This window comes from Sulfurospirillum arcachonense DSM 9755, assembly GCF_000597725.1.
Taxonomy (GTDB): Bacteria; Campylobacterota; Campylobacteria; order Campylobacterales; family Sulfurospirillaceae; genus Sulfurospirillum_A; species Sulfurospirillum_A arcachonense.
In genome coordinates this window covers 307,627-325,233 of record NZ_JFBL01000001.1, presented here as the reverse complement: position 1 = coordinate 325,233, position 17,607 = coordinate 307,627, and the positions used below count along the sequence as shown (strand labels likewise).

18 protein-coding genes, 1 tRNA gene and 1 rRNA gene are annotated in these 17,607 nt (G+C 30.5%); 12 read left to right on the top strand and 8 right to left on the bottom strand.

Features of this window, described 5'->3' with window-relative positions; genetic code table 11:
• The first annotated feature begins 89 nt into the window (after positions 1 to 89).
• Positions 90 to 205: ribosomal RNA gene (gene rrf / locus K354_RS0101670) — 5S ribosomal RNA — on the top strand.
• A gap of 54 nt (positions 206 to 259) precedes the next feature.
• Here rrf and K354_RS0101665 read toward each other — a convergent pair.
• Positions 260 to 1,108 (bottom strand): prephenate dehydratase, encoded by an 849-nt coding sequence (locus tag K354_RS0101665; RefSeq protein WP_024953779.1) that lies wholly within the window; start codon positions 1,106 to 1,108, stop codon positions 260 to 262.
• Positions 1,109 to 1,202: 94 nt separating this feature from the next.
• Between K354_RS0101665 and K354_RS0101660 the strand changes: the two genes are divergently transcribed.
• A complete protein-coding gene (locus tag K354_RS0101660) occupies positions 1,203 to 1,589 on the top strand; it encodes a thioredoxin family protein (RefSeq protein WP_024953778.1) in 387 nt (128 codons plus the stop codon).
• Here the strand turns inward: K354_RS0101660 and K354_RS0101655 are convergent.
• Entirely contained in the window at positions 1,586 to 2,470 is an 885-nt protein-coding gene (locus tag K354_RS0101655; RefSeq protein ID WP_024953777.1) for a nucleoside recognition domain-containing protein, read from the bottom strand. The genes K354_RS0101660 and K354_RS0101655 overlap by 4 nt on opposite strands.
• Positions 2,471 to 2,562: 92 nt before the next feature.
• On the opposite strand from K354_RS0101655, the gene K354_RS0101650 reads away from it, so the two are divergent.
• Positions 2,563 to 2,639 (top strand) — tRNA-Arg (locus K354_RS0101650).
• Positions 2,640 to 2,773: 134 nt separating this feature from the next.
• On the top strand, positions 2,774 to 3,535 hold the full coding sequence (locus K354_RS0101645; protein WP_024953776.1) for a hypothetical protein: 762 nt from the start codon (positions 2,774 to 2,776) through the stop codon (positions 3,533 to 3,535).
• On the opposite strand, the gene K354_RS0101640 is transcribed toward K354_RS0101645, so the two are convergent.
• Genes K354_RS0101640 through K354_RS0101630 form a run of 3 tightly spaced genes read right to left on the bottom strand, consistent with a single transcriptional unit; the run spans position 3,516 to position 5,937 of the window.
• Complete coding sequence (locus tag K354_RS0101640) at positions 3,516 to 3,761, bottom strand: hypothetical protein (RefSeq protein WP_024953775.1); 246 nt, start codon at positions 3,759 to 3,761, stop codon at positions 3,516 to 3,518. The genes K354_RS0101645 and K354_RS0101640 overlap by 20 nt on opposite strands.
• Positions 3,762 to 3,763: 2 nt before the next feature.
• Complete coding sequence (murG, locus tag K354_RS0101635; RefSeq protein ID WP_024953774.1) at positions 3,764 to 4,780, bottom strand: undecaprenyldiphospho-muramoylpentapeptide beta-N-acetylglucosaminyltransferase; 1,017 nt, start codon at positions 4,778 to 4,780, stop codon at positions 3,764 to 3,766.
• Positions 4,777 to 5,937, bottom strand: a complete 1,161-nt coding sequence (locus tag K354_RS0101630) for an FtsW/RodA/SpoVE family cell cycle protein (RefSeq protein ID WP_024953773.1) — start codon at positions 5,935 to 5,937, stop codon at positions 4,777 to 4,779. The genes murG and K354_RS0101630 overlap by 4 nt, the downstream gene beginning before the upstream one ends.
• 119 nt (positions 5,938 to 6,056) lie before the next feature.
• Between K354_RS0101630 and flgB the strand changes: the two genes are divergently transcribed.
• Genes flgB through K354_RS0101610 form a run of 4 tightly spaced genes read left to right on the top strand, consistent with a single transcriptional unit; the run spans position 6,057 to position 9,104 of the window.
• Entirely contained in the window at positions 6,057 to 6,491 is a 435-nt protein-coding gene (gene flgB / locus K354_RS0101625; protein ID WP_024953772.1) for a flagellar basal body rod protein FlgB, read from the top strand.
• A 9-nt stretch (positions 6,492 to 6,500) separates the two neighbouring features.
• Positions 6,501 to 6,995 (top strand): flagellar basal body rod protein FlgC, encoded by a 495-nt coding sequence (gene flgC, locus K354_RS0101620; protein WP_024953771.1) that lies wholly within the window; start codon positions 6,501 to 6,503, stop codon positions 6,993 to 6,995.
• Positions 6,996 to 7,001: 6 nt separating this feature from the next.
• A complete protein-coding gene (gene fliE, locus K354_RS0101615) occupies positions 7,002 to 7,298 on the top strand; it encodes a flagellar hook-basal body complex protein FliE (protein ID WP_024953770.1) in 297 nt (98 codons plus the stop codon).
• 24 nt (positions 7,299 to 7,322) lie between these two features.
• Positions 7,323 to 9,104: a peptidoglycan D,D-transpeptidase FtsI family protein gene (locus K354_RS0101610; RefSeq protein WP_024953769.1), complete on the top strand. Its 1,782-nt coding sequence runs from the start codon at positions 7,323 to 7,325 to the stop codon at positions 9,102 to 9,104.
• Between the two features lie 3 nt (positions 9,105 to 9,107).
• Here the strand turns inward: K354_RS0101610 and hemH are convergent, their stop codons facing one another.
• From hemH to K354_RS0101595, 3 genes are read right to left on the bottom strand one after another with little or no spacing between them, the layout of a single operon-like run.
• Positions 9,108 to 10,037, bottom strand: a complete 930-nt coding sequence (hemH, locus tag K354_RS0101605; RefSeq protein WP_024953768.1) for a ferrochelatase — start codon at positions 10,035 to 10,037, stop codon at positions 9,108 to 9,110.
• On the bottom strand, positions 10,038 to 10,934 hold the full coding sequence (locus tag K354_RS0101600) for a Gfo/Idh/MocA family oxidoreductase (RefSeq protein WP_024953767.1): 897 nt from the start codon (positions 10,932 to 10,934) through the stop codon (positions 10,038 to 10,040).
• Positions 10,935 to 10,937: 3 nt separating this feature from the next.
• A complete protein-coding gene (locus tag K354_RS0101595) occupies positions 10,938 to 12,032 on the bottom strand; it encodes a DegT/DnrJ/EryC1/StrS family aminotransferase (protein WP_024953766.1) in 1,095 nt (364 codons plus the stop codon).
• Between the two features lie 409 nt (positions 12,033 to 12,441).
• Here K354_RS0101595 and K354_RS0101590 point away from each other — a divergent pair, with 409 nt between their 5' ends.
• The 4 genes from K354_RS0101590 to alaS all read left to right on the top strand — a co-directional run bounded on the left by K354_RS0101590 (position 12,442) and on the right by alaS (position 17,605).
• On the top strand, positions 12,442 to 13,236 hold the full coding sequence (locus tag K354_RS0101590; protein WP_024953765.1) for a DUF3100 domain-containing protein: 795 nt from the start codon (positions 12,442 to 12,444) through the stop codon (positions 13,234 to 13,236).
• The gene (locus K354_RS13755) at positions 13,236 to 13,772 is read left to right on the top strand and encodes a hypothetical protein (protein ID WP_024953764.1); all 537 of its coding nucleotides are present in this window, start codon (positions 13,236 to 13,238) and stop codon (positions 13,770 to 13,772) included. The genes K354_RS0101590 and K354_RS13755 overlap by 1 nt, the downstream gene beginning before the upstream one ends.
• Complete coding sequence (locus K354_RS0101580) at positions 13,772 to 14,923, top strand: M20 aminoacylase family protein (protein WP_024953763.1); 1,152 nt, start codon at positions 13,772 to 13,774, stop codon at positions 14,921 to 14,923. The genes K354_RS13755 and K354_RS0101580 overlap by 1 nt, the downstream gene beginning before the upstream one ends.
• 135 nt (positions 14,924 to 15,058) lie before the next feature.
• The gene (gene alaS, locus K354_RS0101575) at positions 15,059 to 17,605 is read left to right on the top strand and encodes an alanine--tRNA ligase (protein ID WP_024953762.1); all 2,547 of its coding nucleotides are present in this window, start codon (positions 15,059 to 15,061) and stop codon (positions 17,603 to 17,605) included.
• The last annotated feature ends 2 nt before the right edge of the window (positions 17,606 to 17,607 follow it).

The window sequence follows — 17,607 nt, the reverse complement described above, 5'->3', positions numbered from 1 at the left end:
AGTAGTTTTTACTTCTTTGACAATCAAGATAATTCTTAAACGCACTAGAAGCGTGAAGTAAGTATATAATGTATATTTACTTAACGCTTTCCGGTGGCTATAGAGAAGAGGAAACGCCCTGTCCCATTTCGAACCAGGAAGCTAAGCTCTTCATCGCCGATGATACTCTCCCTTACTGGGACGGAAACGTAGGTCGCCGCCGGTTCGCGTTATTTCTTCTTCTTTATACATACCCTTTTTTAATAATTATATACCTTTCTTATATTTGTTCTATCCGATATTCACTTTTTTTGTATACTCCCATATACTTAATTTCTTTTGCAAAAAATGTTAATTCCTCTAAAGCAAGTACTAAATTTTTTTCATCTGGATGAGCATCTATATCTATATGAAATTGGCTTACTTGCATTGATCCAGGTAATGAGTAACTTTCCAATTTAATAAGGTTTACACTGTTTGTAGCAAAGCCACCTAGCGCTTTATATAAAGCAGCAGGAATATCTCTTACTTGAAAAACTAATGAGGTTATATATTCACTGTTTGATTCATATTTTGGTGTTTTAATATCTTTAGATAAAACTATAAATCTTGTTACATTGCCTTCTAAATCACCAAAATTATTATTTAATATTTCTAAATTATATAGTTTAGCTGCTAAACTTGATGCGATTGCTCCATGGCTTATATTTTGAAGTTTGCTTATCTCTTTTGCTGAACCTGCTGTATCAAATTTAGCTTGTGCTATAAAGTTTAAATCAGTTATATTTTTATGACATTGAGCTAATGCTTGAGGATGTGATGAAACATACTTGATATCATTAATAGTTGAACCTTTTAATCCTAATAAGCAGTGTTTTACTGGTTCGTAATGTTCTTCAATAATATATAAAGATAGTCTGGGAATTAATCTATATATTTCTTCAACTCTTCCTGCAGTTGAGTTTTCTACGGGTATCATAGCTAAATTTGCTGTTCCTAGTTCTACTAGTTTCATAGCATCAGTAAAACTTTCACAAGCTATTGTAATAGAATTAGGAAAAGCCTTTTTACAAGCTAGATGAGAGTAAGCACCTTCTACTCCTTGGTATGCAATTATATTATCGTTCAATGGATTCCTTTTTTAATTTGATTATACAAAATGAATGCTGAATATTTTATCTTTAATTAACTTTATCTAAGTAAACTTTCTTTAAAGGATTAATATGAAAAATATTTTATTTATTCTATTAGTTACGAGTTTATTTCTTTATGCTGAAAACTTTGAAAAAGCAGTTGAAAAAGCAAGAGGAACAGATAAGCTTATCTTGGTTGAATTAGAAATGCAATTTTGTCCATATTGTATTAGAATGGAAAAATCTGTTTTATCAAAATTAGATATAAAAGAAATACTAGAGAACAAGTATATATTTGTAAAACTTGATATTCATACAGATGAAATACCAGAGCATTTAAAATCAAGAGTAACACCAACTTTTTATTTTTTATCTAATGATGGTGAAAAGATATTAGATGAAATTATAGGCATAACTAAAAAAAGCGATTTCAAGTTTTACTTAGAAGAAACATATAAAAAAAGATATAACAATTAATTTTTTACTTTATCTGATAGTGCTTTAACACATATCGTGGCGAAAATAAAGGCGAATATAACTCTTAATAAAACAATTACCCAGATGTTTGCACCAAATATAACAAAGAGTAAAGTATCTTCTATAATAGCATGGCATATCATTAAAAAAATTCCTATATACAAAATTTCCTTTTTTGACAGAGTATTTTTCTCATATTCACTTATCAGTATTCCTGCTCCATATGTTATGCCTAAAACAACACCTATAAGGATAGAAAAAGCACTATTTACCTTATTTGAATATTCTTCAACTATTTTAAGTGATTTTATAAAATCAAGTATAAATATGAGTGTTGTAATAAGGATGATGATTTGTATGGATAAATGTAAAGACTCATAAATTGAATGCGATAGTAATTGACTTAAAGAATCAAATTGTGGAGTCTGAGGGAAGTTAGTATCTACGATTTTTGAATCAAACCATGATGAAGGAAGTAGTGTAGTTATAAAACCTACTATAAGACCTGCAATGAGCCTTAATGATATGGAAAATACTTTTGATATACCTAATTTTTTCATGATAGCTGTTTCAACTATGAGAGCGTGACAGATACCTAAAAATACAGCTAGAATAGTCCATTCATGTGGTGTAAGACCCAAAGGAGCAGCAAATGCAATTGCTGCATAAAGATTCAGAAATATACCACTTACTATGGAAAGAGCAGCTTCAGTTGGTAGATTTAATAATGATGTGAGTGGTTCAAAGAAAAATGTAATATATTCTAAAAGATTATAATAAAAAAGTATATCTGCTAAAATATAGATAGGGATAACTAATTTAAGTATAATAAGAGAACTTTTAAGAGCAGAGTGAAAAGATAATTTTGGAGAAAATTTCATAGGACAACTTTTTTTCAATTTTTTGACATTTTATCCAAAAACACTTTGACTTTTATAAAAATTTGGGTATAATCTCACTCTTAATTAAATATGCGCTCATAGCTCAGCTGGATAGAGCATTGGTTTGCGGTACCAAAGGTCACAGGTTCGACTCCTGTTGAGCGCACCATTTTATTTTTTTCTCCAATATTTTAAAGATATAATTTTTAACTTTAGATTCTCACTATTATTTTCATAACTATATAATTTTGTTTTATAAAAAAAAATACTATAATTGGTTTAAATTAAATAAAGGATTATAGCTTGCCTGAGCTAAAAACAAGAATTGATGAACTTGAAAATGTTTGTAATGAGTTTTTAAAACCTAAAGAAGAGGAAGAAAAAACGAAAGAGGGCAATTCTGTTATTCTTTTAAAAATAAAAGCATTTAATGAAATAATTAGAGATTGTAAAAATGAAATTAACTCATCTGATAAAGAGCATATGGAACATGTTCTAAAGATATTGTTTAGTTTAGTTATAGATAAAGAAAATATAAAAAATACAGATTATGATTTAGAAAGTTTTATCAATTCACAAATTAATGGTGATTTTGCAACAGTAAATGAAAAAAGAATTCTTTCATTGAAAAATATAATTTCAAATGTTGATAGTGTAATAGAAATATTAGCAATAGAATATAAAAATTTAGTGTTTATAAATAAAAAATGGTATAGATTTAAAAGAAGAGAATTGAAACGCTACGAGGAGCATCTAACAAGGCTTATGAGTTTAAAAGAAAAATTAGAAATTCAACTTGAAAATGATTCTAAAATAATATCATTTAGTATTATTGAAAATTTTTATAACTCTTATATATTTTTCTCTTTTCTAATAAATTTATCCATCTTAGAAAGAAGAGAAATTTTATTAATAGAAGTAGCTAATAGTATAGATAGATATATCGATGTAATTGAACCATCTTTTAATAAAAGACTTTTACAACATCAAGATATGATTTATCATTATGCTATATATGAATTAAAAGAGTTAAAAAATAAGGTTTTTACTTATTTAAAAGATTAGATTTTTTAAGAAAAAGGTAAACTCTAAAGCCTAATGAACAGATAAAATAGATAATGCCAATATAGATAAAAATATTAATTAACATCTCTTTACTTTCACCGACATACCCAAAGTATCCAGCTGCTGAAGAGAGTGATGTAAGTACGACTGTAATCGCAAATGCAATAATAAAATCACCTATTATAGGTATTTTATTTAAATCAGAAAACATTTTTTTAGCGTCCAATTTTAACCTTTAAGTATAATATCTGCAATTTTTTGAATACCATTTTTAGTAATTATATTTGATAAGTTCTCTGATATATCACTTATTGTAAGCTTTTCTAAAATATCCCATAGCATTTCTTCATCTAATTCATTTTGTGTTTTTAATAAAGCTGCTTTTTTAGATACAAGTTCTTGAGCATTAAAATATTGATGATTTTTAGCAGCGTATGGATATGGTATAAAAAGTGTAGGCAAAGCATTTGCACTTAGTTCCCAAAGTGTACTAGCACCTGCTCTACTAACTGCAAAATCAGCATTGCTTAGTTTATCAATGAGGGATTTACTAAAAGCAAAACAGTCTACATCTAAAGAGTTTTTTTCATAAAAATTTTTTATTTTTTCGTAGTCATTTTTTCCTGTTTGATGTATTACTTGTATATTGTTTTTGATAAGTTTGGGAACTATTTTAGTAGCTAAATCATTGATAAAACTAGCTCCTTGAGAGCCTCCTAAAAATATAATAGTTTTAAGTTCCTCTCTTATTTTTCTAGATTCAAAAAACTTATCACTTACAGGATATTCTTTAACTTTTGAATTTATATCGTATGAGCTAAAAAATTCTTTTGCAAAAGGTTTAAGGATTTTATTAAGCGTTCCTATAACAGCATTTTGTTCATGTATATACAGAGGAGTTCTAGTATATATTGATGCAAACGCTGCAGGTGCAGCTGAGTAACCACCTACACAAAAAACAGCTTTTACCTTGTGTATTTTAAAAATATCTTTACATGTAAGACTTGATTTGAGTATGTCTTTTAAAACAAATAGCTTTTTTAATCCTTTTTTATTAACAACACCACGAGAGTTTAAAAAGTAAGCTTTCTCGAAACCAGTATCATTTTTAAACCAGTTTTCGTCTTGTCCTGTTGTTGAACCAATATAGATAGGTTTTAGCCCTCTGCTATTTAATTCTTCTTTGAGTGCATTAGCGATTGCAAGATGTCCACCTGTACCACCACCTGTTATTGCTATTGTCATAACTTAGCTCTTTTACTTACCATAAGAACCATCCCTACACCTAAAGCAAGTGCTAAAAGAGAACTACCACCATAGCTTATAAATGGAACAGCAATCCCTTTAATAGGAGTAATTGAAGTTATTCCATATGCATTCATCAAAAATGAAAAAACTATTAAAAGACCAATTCCCAATGAAAATAGATAAAAAACTCTATTGTCACTTCTACTCGAAATTTTAAAGATTCTATAAATTATAGTAAATATTATAAGTGTTAAAAAAGCTACTCCAAGTGCTCCTATCTCTTCTGCAATACCAGCTAATACAAAGTCAGTATGAACTTCGCTTAGGTACCCTAGTTTAAAAAGACTATTTCCTAGTCCTTCGCCTAAAAGTCCACCATGTTTTATAGCATTTAAAGAGTGAGATATTTGATAGGGTTCAGGAGCATTTTCTACCCTTAATACATGTGCTACAGATTCAGGAAACATTGAAAGAACCATGTCTTGGATGGTTGCCCACCATGTTTTGATCCTCTCTATTCTCCTATCTGAGGAAATAATAGTTATAACAAAAAGAGCAATTGAGCTAAGAATTCCTAACATAAAAAGTCTAAGACTAGTTCCTGCAAAAAATGCCATAAAAGCAAGAGTAAGAGCTAAGACAACTACTTGTCCTAAATCATTTTGCATAATAGCAATAAGATATATAACTAATAAAAATAGCCCTACATAAGGTAAAATTAACTTCATTTCATCTTTAAGTGGTTTTTTATGGTCATCTAATTTTCTTGCAAAACTCCATGCTAAAAAATATACAAAGCCAATTTTAAAAAATTCAACAGGAGCGATTGAAAATCCAGGAAGTCTTACCCATCTTTTTGCTCCACCTGCAGATGTTACTAAAGAGTCTGGAAGATAATGCATAATGCCCATTAAAAATAGACATGAAAAAAATATTCCAAAGCCAATCCAAATAAGTGCTTTATCTGGGTTAAGTTGTGATAATCCCCACATAATAGAGATTGCAAGCATACCAACTGCTGCTTGTCTTATAAAAAAATGCCATTCGTTGTAGTTAAAATACAAAGTTGTAAATACAGGCAAAGATAAGGAAAATACTATGCTAATAAATATACAAAATGTACAAAGAATAAAAAGTGCTTTATCAGTTGCCATATCTCTCTTTTACATGTAAGAATTTATATTATTTTAGTATAATAATCTTTAAAATCTGTTTTATAAATTTGGAATAGATTTTGCTTGTATATGGCATAGATAAATAATATGAGAGGTGGATGATGGTTTTAACTACAACAAAAGCAAAACCGTTAATGGAAATGGCACTTACTGCACGTGCACAACGTCAGGATATGATTGCAGGAAATATTGCAAATATAGACACGCCATTTTATAAAGCACGTGATATTGATTTTGAATCTGCTCTTGTAGAAAAAACTAAAGAGATGTATAAAAAAAGTGATATTAAAGAGTTACCAATGGCTCAAACTGATAATCAACATATGAGTGCATATAAAGATAATGACTCTTCTAAATCGACTATATTTTTAAGAGATGGACATATGGCTAGAAATGATGGTAATACAGTTGATTTAGATGTTGAGACAACAGAGCTAGGAAAAAATTCAGTTATGTTTAATGCACTTACTGCAGCACTTAAGAAAAATAGTCAAATTTTCAAAAGTGTGTTAGAAGCATCGGCTAAGGTATAAGGATAAAAAATGGCATTTTTAAATGATTTTGATATAAGTGGATATGGACTTTCTGCACAACGTTTTCGTATGAACATTATAAGTTCAAACATAGCCAATGCAAATACAACAAGAACAAGCGAAGGTGGACCTTATCAAAGAAGAGAGGTTGTTTTTAAAGCCACAGATTTTGATAAAGCATTGAATAATGAATTAAAAAACAATAGCAATATGCTCGAATATGAGAATCCCTTAGATGATTCATTTTTGCAAAGAGATGCAAATCCTGCTATAATGAGTGTTAAGGTAGATAAGGTTGTTAGGGATGATAGTGATTTTAGGTTAAAATTTGACCCATCGCATCCTGATGCAAATGAAGAAGGGTATGTGGCATATCCAAATATTAATCCAGTTGTGGAAATGGCCGATTTAATAGAAGCAACGAGAGCTTATCAAGCAAATGTCGCTGCATTTCAAAGTGCAAAAAACATGGCTAACAGTTCTATAGATATGATGAAAGGATAGAGATAGATGCAAAATAATATAAATCAAATTTCAAACATAAATAGCATCGCTAATAAATTAGATAAATCAACGAAAACAGCAGAGGGTGATTTTTCTAAAGTATTGCAAGAATCTCTTGGTGAAGTGAATAAAACTCAAGTTACAGCTGATAAAGCCATGGCAGATATTGCAACAGGAGAGGTGAAAAATTTACACCAAGCAGCTCTTGCTATAGGTAAAGCAGAAACTAGTATGAAAGTTATGTTAGAAATTAGAAATAAAGCTTTGAGTGCATATAAAGAGATTGCAAGAACTCAACTTTAAGCTGTAGTTAGATATACCTACTATATGGAACAAAAAGATACCCGTAAGATAAAAATACTCTTTTTATTTGCTATTGTTGCTTTAGGTTTTATTATATTTTTATGTACACTTTTTTATTGGGCACAAATAGATAGAAGACTTCCTAGACTTACTTATCAAGAGCATATACATGCAACTCGTGGAAATATAATAAGCAGTGATAATTTTAAAGTAGCTACCAGTAAAAAACTTTATAAAGCAGTGATTGATACAAGAAATATTGATCCAGATAAACTTGATTTATTTGTCAATCTTTACTCATTATATAGTGGTGATAAAAATAGTAAAATTAAAAAAAGAATTCTTTCTCATAAGGGTAGTTTAGTTCTTTCGTATAAAATTAATTCTAAAAGTGCAAAACATTTACAAACATTATCAAGAAAACTTTTTAGATTGGGTGTTTTTAGAACCTATGAAGACCCAAAAACAGGAGTGACTTTTTTACATGGTATGAATGTATCTGAAAGTGGGGAGAGAAGGGTATACCCTGCTTCAAATACACTTACTCCTATAGTTGGATATGTGAAAAAAATAGAAAAAAATGGTATCACTAAAGTTACTGGGGTAAAAGGACTTGAGAGATATTATGAAGATAGACTTTTAGCTATACAGGATTCTTTAACTGTAGGCAATAGAGATATTTCAAACTCTATTATCTTAAATCGAGATAGTGTTTCAAGTAGAAGAATTAATGGATTTGATATACATACTACTATTTCATTAAAACTACAAAAAATGATAGAAGATGTACTTGATCAATATAAGAAGAGTTTAGATGCAAAAGAAATCATAGTTTCAGTAATGCATTCAAAAACTGGAGCATTGCTTGCTCTAGCTAGTTCTAACAGATATAATCCAGACTTTATTAAAAGAAGTGATTATCCAAATTTGAATGTTTCAGCAGTAGAGTATTCTTATGAACCTGGTTCTGTTATGAAATCTATAACATTTGCACTTTTATTAAAAGAAAAAAAAGTCAATCCATATGATTTAGTAAGAACATATGGTGGTAAATATAAATTAGGAAAACGAACCATAAGAGATACGCATGATTTTGAGTGGTTAAGTGCAGAAGATGTTATAGTGCATTCTAGTAATATAGGTATATTACAACTTGCCCAAAAGCTTGATGCTATAGAGTTTTATCAAGGATTAAAAGATTTTGGTTTTTCAGGCAAAAGCTACATTGATTTGCCTTATGAAAAGATGGGTTCCATTCCTCCCCTTTATAAGTTTAAAAGTGAAACATATAAAGCAACAGTTGGTTATGGCTATGGTATGACTGCTACATTTATGCAAGTATTAAAAGCATATAATGTTTTTAATAACAATGGAAGAATGATTACGCCATATATCGCTTCTTATTTTGAAGATCAAGATGGGAAAAAATATTCTATTCCTAGACGAGGAGAAAAAGAGATTATCCCTATCTCTGTGGCAAAGAGAATGAAAAGTATTCTTATTAAAACAGTGCAAAAAGGAACAGGTGTCAAAGCTCAAGTTGAGGGCATACAAGTTGGGGGAAAAACGGGAACTGCTCATATTGCAGAGGATGGGAAGTACATTAGACAATATAATAGTTCATTTTTTGGATTTGCAAATGACAAAAAAAATAGATTTACTATAGGGGTATTAGTTGTTAGGCCAAAGAAAAAGTATCAATATTTTGCAGCAACAAGTGCTGTGCCAATTTTTAAAGAAATTGTTTTACGTCTTATCGAAGAGAAGTATCTCACTCCTGAAAGTATAAATCAAGTAAAACAATAGGTATTACCGTATAATTTCAGATATAACTTCTATAAATTTTTGAGAATCATTAGGACATTTAGCTACTAAATATTCATCATAGTCAAGCGTATCAGCTACTTCTTTATACTCTATTGAGAGTTCAAATTCTGTTTCTGAATTATCAATTGTAAAAGATAGAGGAGAGATCAAAACTTTTTTACATGTAAGAGATTTTAGCTTATTTTCTAAAGAAGGTTCTAGCCATTTTATTGGACCAAGTTTGGATTGGTATGCTACATGTATATCTTTAAATATTAAATTTCGTTGTTTTAAAATATCTTTGAGAAGTTCTACATGTAAAAGAATTTCTTTTTGGTAGCTATCACCTGCATTCACTATTTTTTGTGGTAATGAGTGTGCTGAAAAGATTAGTTCAAATTCTTTTGAATCTTTTTCTTTTAAAGCCTCTTCTATTTTATCTACAAGTAATTCATTATAAAGTGTATTTTCATAAAATCGATTAAGTGTTTTTATTTGTATATTTGTGCCTTCTAATGCTTCTTCAAAATCTTCTAATGATGATTTTGTTGTGGTTGTAGAGTATTGAGGATATAAAGGCAAAAGAAAGGCTTCTTGAATACCTTTTTGTTTTAACTCTTCTACCACTTCTTTTGAAAAAGGAGGAGTGTAACGCATAGCATAGGTTACATATGTATCGTCAAACTCAAGTTGTAGTTTTTGCACAAGTTGCTCAGTATATCCTACTATTGGAGATTTTCCTCCAAGTGTCGCATAGTTTGAACGAGCTTCCTTTTTTCTTGAAGCAACAATCATAAAAGCAATAAATGAGCGAAGCAAATCACTCTTTAGTGTTATAATATTTTTGTCATTAAACATGTTTTTTAGAAAAACTTCTACTTCATCTAAATTATGTGGCCCACCCATGTTTAACAGGACAAGTGCTTTTTTCATCTATTGACCAGAAGAAATTTCTAAAGTTATGATACTATCTTCGATTGTACTAAGACCATGTCTCTCACCAGTTTTAACAAACTTTCTAAAAGCTTTGTGTTCACGAATGAGTGGTTCTTCTTTTTTTACCATACATTTTCTTATTACATAGGAATTGTTTTTTTGATATTCTGAAAATTCAGTTAAATCTTGTTCCATCAAGTTTGCTTCAAAATAAGCGTCTTTTGTTGCAACTTCAATAGTTCTTTTTCTAAAAGGTGTTAACCAGTTTGTAGTGATACTTGCAACCACTTCATCTTCAAGTTCAAATGATAAAATTGCATTATCTTCATGGTGATTGTGAATTTTTTGAGACTTATAAATAGAAGTATTTTTTATCTCTTTTCCTGTTATATATCTAATTAAATCTATATCATGAACAGAAAGATCAGTTAAGATTCCAACATCAGCAATTCGTGGAGGAAATGGACCAACACGAGTAATACCAATAGAATATATTTCAGTATCAGCTAATTCATTTTTTAATTGTTCAACTACTGGGTTAAATCGTTCTATATATCCTACACATACTCTTGCATCATTTTCTTTTGCAACTTTTAATATTTCATGTGCTTCTTCAACTGTTGAAGCTACTGGTTTTTCTATAAAAAGGTGTTTCCCTTTTTTAAGACATTTTATAGCAACTTCTTTATGTAAAAAGGTAGGTACTACTATAACTACTGCGTCACATTCTGCTTTTTCTAACATTTCGTCAAGGTCTGTATAAAAAGGCTCAGCATATTCTTTAGTTTGTTGAATATCACAAAGTGCTGTTATTTCAAATCCTGTTAGACTTTTTAAAACTCTATAATGATTTTGTCCCATAGAGCCTAGCCCAATTAGTGCTACTTTTACCATTGCTTATGCCTTTATTGTTTCGATTATTAAATTTTGTTGTTCTTCTGTTAAAAAAGGGCTCATTGGAAGTGACATAATACCAAGACCAACTTTTTCACTTATTGGAAAATCTCCTTTTTTGTACCCTAAATGCTCAAATGCTTCTTGTAAGTGAAGTGGAATAGGGTAATGAACAGCTGTTGGGATACCTACATCATTTAGTTTTTTACTCATAGTCTCTCTATCGTTACAAAGTACAGAGTATTGAGCATAAACTGAAGTTCTATCTTCAAAAACGAATGGAGCTTTTACGTCTTTATTATCTTTTAAAAGCTCACTATATTTGTTTCCTATTTTTATTCTTGTAGTTATTTCATCTTCAAAATGTTTAAGTTTTACATTTAAAACAGCTGCTTGTATAGCATCTATTCTACCATTGATTCCTATGTATTTATGTTCATAACGTTTGCCTTGTCCATGATTTAGTAAAGAACGAAGTTTTTCAGCAAGCGCATCATCATTACAAAATATGGCTCCACCATCACCATAACAGCCGAGTGGTTTTGAAGGGAAAAAACTAGTACAACCAATGGTACTTAAATTACAGCTTTTCTTGCCTTTATATTCTGCTCCAAAACTTTGACAAGCATCTTCAATAACTGGTAAATTATGTTTTTTTGCTATCTCGTTTATTTTATCCATATCAGGAGTTTGTCCGTAAAGAGATACTGGCATAATTGCTTTTGTATTTTTTGTAATCTTTTCTTCAATTTTTGTATGATCAATATTGTAGTTTTTATCACAGATATCAACAAAAACAGGAATAGCTCCAAGTAAAGCAATGACTTCTGCAGTTGCTATAAAAGTAAATGGAGTAGTTATAACTTCATCGCCTGGTTTAATATCTAAAGACATAAGAGCTAAAATAAGAGCATCAGTTCCTGAAGAGCAACCTATAGCATGTTTTGCTCCAGTGAATTTCGCTAAATCATTTTCAAGTTTAGTAACTTGTGGTCCAAAAATAAATTGAGTAGATTCAAGTACTCCTAAAACTTCCTTGTTTATTTCTTCTTTGTATGTTTCATATTGTGTTTTTAAATCTATAAATGGTATTTTCATATAAGAGTCCTATAAATATTTGATAACGATAATTGTACATCAAAAACTCTTAACTTTTTATATCTTTTAAGTGTTCACATACATTTGTATAGTGTTTACTAAAATATTATATTTAATAGTATTCGAATTAGTATCCTTAATTTATAAATAAATCTTATATAGGTTATTTACTCAGAGGTAAGAAATTGATTTTTGATGATATTCAAATTGGCTTAAAATTAAATATATAGCAGTATTCTTTGTAAATTTTCAGCAAAATTATGGATAAATAACAGATAAATTATGGATAAATTATATTTTAAGTTTTATTATTTAAGTTGAGTTTTATAATATATTCTTTTTATCTTAATAGTTATGACAAAATATATTTCTATGATTAATTATAAATACTCAAGAGGAGAGTTATTAAATGAGAAGTTTACTTAATCCTAAGTTACATTTACTCGTGGTTTTCATTGTTATTATTTCTGATTCAATAGGAATACATAAGATTTCATTAGGTGTGGGAGCAATGATTTTGCTACCGTTATTTTATGCTTTTATTTTAGCTACTTTACTTAATCCAAATGTGGTTCAAGCATCTTCTAAAATAATTGATAAAGTTAGCGTTAAATCTTCTGTTGCATTTGTTACTATTGCAATAATGCCATTTATTGCAAAATTTAGTATAGGAATTGGTCCTAAACTTAATGAAATCATAAATGCAGGACCAGCTTTGATTTTTCAAGAGATAGGTAATTTAGCAACTATGTTAATTGCTATGCCAATTGCAATTTTATTATTTAAGATGGGACGTGAATCTATTGGATCAACTCACTCAATAGCAAGAGAACCAAATATTGCACTTATATCAGATAAATATGGATTAAATAGTCCTGAAGGCGTTGGTGTTATGGGTGTTTATGTTGTAGGAACACTTTTTGGAACAATTTTCTTTTCCTTAATGGCAAGTTTTTTAGCTAGTTTAGATATTTTTAGTATACAATCATTAGCTATGGGATGTGGAGTAGGATCTGGGTCAATGACTGCGGCTTGTTCAGGTGCTCTTGTTGCAATGAAGCCAGAGTTAGAAGGCACAATTACAGCATTTGCAGCAGCTTCAAATGTTATGACATATGCGACAGGGTTATATATGAGCTTGTTTGTTGCTTTACCAATAGCAGAATGGTTTTATAAAGTTTTATCGAAAAAGGAAAGAGTATAATGAATAATCAAAATAAATCTATTAATTTGGGGCAAAGTGCCGTTTTATTACTTTTAGTTTGTTTTATTGGTTTGATTGCAAATCATATCTATGGTTTTACTGGAGCAAATAAGGAAAGTATGTCTTTTTTTATGCGTCTTATTGAAGGACCAAGCAGTTTAATAGGTGGAATGGCAGAAGCATTTTATGGTATGGTTGTTATTTATTTAATATCAATAGTAGGTTTAGCAATTGCAAAATATATGCCATTTTATTTACCTTCTATAGCTTGGATTTCTTTACTTGCAATTTTGGTGGCTTCTCCAATATCTCCTGTTGCTGATATAGTGATTGCAACAACTGCAAAAGTACATTTTTTAGCATTAACAACTTCTGTATTAGCATATGCAGGTTTTGCTATTGGTCAATTAGAAATTGAAACGTTTAAGAAATCAGGTATAAAAATTATTGTTATTGGTCTGTTTGTTTTTATTGGAACTTACATAGGGTCTGTTATAATTGCAGAAATAATATTAAAAAGTACAGGACAAATTTAATGATAGAAGCAACTACACAAAGTTTTATAGATGAAGTAATTTCATGGCGTCATTACATACATAACAATCCAGAAACTGCTTTTGAAGAAGTAAGTACCGCTGATTTTTTAGTATCAAAATTAGAAAGTTTTGGTTTAAAAGTTCATAGGGGATTAGCTAAAACAGGTGTAGTTGCTACATTAAATCCAGATAGTCAAGGAAAAGCAATTGCATTAAGAGCAGATATGGATGCTCTTGATATTAAAGAAGAGACTTGCCTTGCATATTCATCAAAAAATGCAAATAAAATGCATGCTTGTGGTCATGATGGTCATATGGCTATGCTTTTAGGAGCTGCAAAACTTTTGTCTGAAGATTCTACAATCAGTGGTAAAGTTCATTTTATTTTTCAACCTGCTGAAGAAAATGTAGCAGGAGGAAAAGTTATGATTGATGAAGGTCTTTTTGATTTGGTGGATTGTGAAGAAATTTACGGAATGCATAATTGGCCTGGAATTGATGTTGGTAAAATAGGCATTAAATCAGGACCGATTATGGCTTCAAATGATAACTTTGAAATTAAGTTAAATGGAGCTAGTGGTCATGCTGCTTTGCCTCATTTATCAAATGATACTATTTCTGCAGGTTGTAGTTTAGTGACAAGCTTAAATCAAATAGTAAGTCGCTTACAAAATGCACAACTGCCAACAGTACTTTCTGTAACAAAAATTGAAGCAGGATCAGCTTATAATATCTTACCAGAAGAGCTTGTTATTTGGGGAACAGTACGTGCTTTTGATAAAAATTCTCAAGATTTAATGGAAAAAAATATTGAAAAAACAATACAAAGCGTTTGTTTAGAATATGATTTGGAATATAGCTTTGATTATAATCGATGTTATGTACCAACAATAAATCATGAGAAACAGACAGAATTTTCAAGAAAAATTATACAAAAAGTTACTCAAAAAGATCCATTAGAAGTCTCACCATCTATGGCTGCTGAAGATTTTGGTTATATGTTAGAAGAAAAGCCAGGATGTTTAGTTTGGTTAGGAAATGGTATAGATAGTAAATCTTTACATAATGCTCAATATGATTTTAACGATGAAGCTTTAGTATTTGGCATTCAATATTGGGTAGAATTAGCTAGAGAGTACTTTGTAAAATAGACTTTACATGTAATCCTATTTAAATTATTTTCTTTATCATTGTATTGTAAATTCATACGAGAAGACCTATAAGCTATTTTTTCGTCTATTTTAGATAAAATAAAAGAATTTTTAAATATAAATAGGATTAAATCGATGGACGTAAGAGCTGAATTTTTAAATTTTTTCGAAAAAAAAGGGCATAAACTAACGCCAAGTGCACCACTTGTACCAGATGATGCGACTTTACTTTTTGTAAATGCAGGAATGGTACCATTTAAAAGTATCTTTACAGGGGAAATCCCAAGACCAAATCCACCACGTGCAACAAGTTGTCAAACATGTATAAGAGCTGGTGGAAAACATAATGACTTAGATAATGTAGGATACACAGCCCGTCATCATACTTTTTTTGAAATGCTTGGTAACTTTTCTTTTGGAGATTATTTTAAAGAAGAAGCAATTGCAAATGCTTGGGAATTTGTTACAGAAGTTTTAAAACTTCCAAAAGACAAGTTGTGGGTTACAGTTCACGATAGTGATGATGAAGCAGAAAAACTTTGGCAAAAACATGTTCCACTTGAGAGAATCAAACGTTTTGGTGATAGTGATAACTTTTGGCAAATGGGAGATACAGGACCTTGTGGACCATGTAGTGAAATTTTTATTGACCAAGGAAGTGAGCATTTCAATACTGAGGAAGATTACCTTGGTGGAGATGGAGATAGGTTTTTAGAAATCTGGAATCTTGTTTTCATGCAATACGAAAGAAGTGCAGATGGAAAACTCACGCCACTTCCAAAACCTTCGATAGATACGGGTATGGGACTTGAGAGAGTTATTGCTGTATGTGAAGGAAAACAGAGTAATTATGACTCTTCTTTATTTATGCCTCTTATCGATAAGGTTGCACAGCTTTGTGGAAAACCTTACTCATATGAGAGTGGTGCAAGTTACAGAGTTATTGCTGATCATATTCGCTCAACCGCATTTTTACTTGCTCAAGGAACTAATTTTGATAGAGAAGGTAGAGGATATGTTCTTAGACGTATTATGAGACGTGCTGTAAGACATGGTTATCTTCTTGGTATTAGAGAACCTTTTATGTATAAGCTTTTAGATGTTGTGAATGATTTAATGGGAGAAGCATACCCATATTTAATAGAGAAAAAAGAGGCAATTAGTGAGCAAATTAGACTTGAAGAAGAGAGATTTTTATCTACTATCGCTTCAGGACTTGAACTTTTTGAAGAAGAGTTAAAAAATACAAAAGATGTATTTAGTGGTTCGGTTGCATTTAAACTCTACGATACGTGTGGTTTTCCTCTTGATTTAACACAAGATATGCTCAGAGATAAAGGTTTGAGTGTAAACATCGAAGAGTTTGATGCACTTATGAAAGAGCAACGTGAGCGTTCTAAAGCTTCTTGGAAAGGAAGTGGAGATAAGGCTTCAAGTGGAGATTTTAAAGCTTTACTTGAAAGACTCGGCCATAATGAGTTTATAGGTTATAGTGATACAATAGCAAACTGTACGGTAGTCGCTTTACTAGATGATAATTTTAAAGAGGTTCAAACGCTTAGTTCAACTGGTTGGGTGATGTTTAACAAAACACCATTTTATGCAACAAGTGGTGGACAGTGTGGTGATAGTGGAGTTTTAAAAGGCTATGGTAGAGTAGTAGAAACTAATAAATTTTTTGAATTAAATCTTTCTCAAGTAGAACTTGAAAAACCTTTACATGTAGGCGATAGTGTTGAAGCTATTGTTGATATTTCACGAAAAGAGATAGAAAAACACCATTCTGCAACACATTTACTTCATAGTGCGTTAAGAGAAGTTTTGGGTGATCATATTGCACAAGCTGGTAGTTCTGTGGATAGTGATAGATTGAGATTTGATTTTTCTCATCCTAAAGCAATGGGTAGTGAAGAGGTTACACAAGTAGAAGATTTTGTAAATAATATTATTGCAAAAGGTGAAGATTCGCAGACAAAAATTATGAGTGTAGATGAAGCTAAAAATAGTGGAGCAATGGCTCTTTTTGGTGAAAAGTATGGCGCTGAGGTTCGTGTAGTCTCTTTTGGAGATGCGAGTGTTGAGCTTTGTGGTGGAACTCATGTTAAAAATGTTGCACAAATAGGAAGTTTTATAATTACAAAAGAGAGTGGTGTAAGTGCTGGTGTTAGACGTATTGAAGCTATTTGTGGAACAAGTGCATTAAACTATTCAAAAGAATTAAGAAATACTTTACAAGAAGTAAGTGAAGCAGTAAAACATAAAGATGCACTTATTGGAGTGGATCGTCTTAAAAAAGAGATTAAAACTTTAAAAAGTGAAATAGAAGCTCTTGAAGCAAATGTAGGTAAAGAAGTTCAAACTGAAAGTATCAATGGAGTTGATCTTATTGTTGATGAGCTTGGAGCTGGTGATATTAAAAAAAGCATTGATGATTTTAAAAATCAAAAAGATAGCGTGGCAATTTTACTTTTTCAAGTTAAAGGTGATAAGGTGCTTATAGCAGCTGGTGTTAAAAATGCTTCACTTAAAGCAGGTGATTGGATAAAAGAAATCGCTCCTATCGTTGGTGGTGGAGGTGGTGGAAGACCTGATTTTGCCCAAGCTGGTGGACGTGATGCTTCAAAAATAGAAGAAGCAAAAAAAGCTGCTCTTGCATTTGCAAAAAAAGCTCTTGAAGGATAATT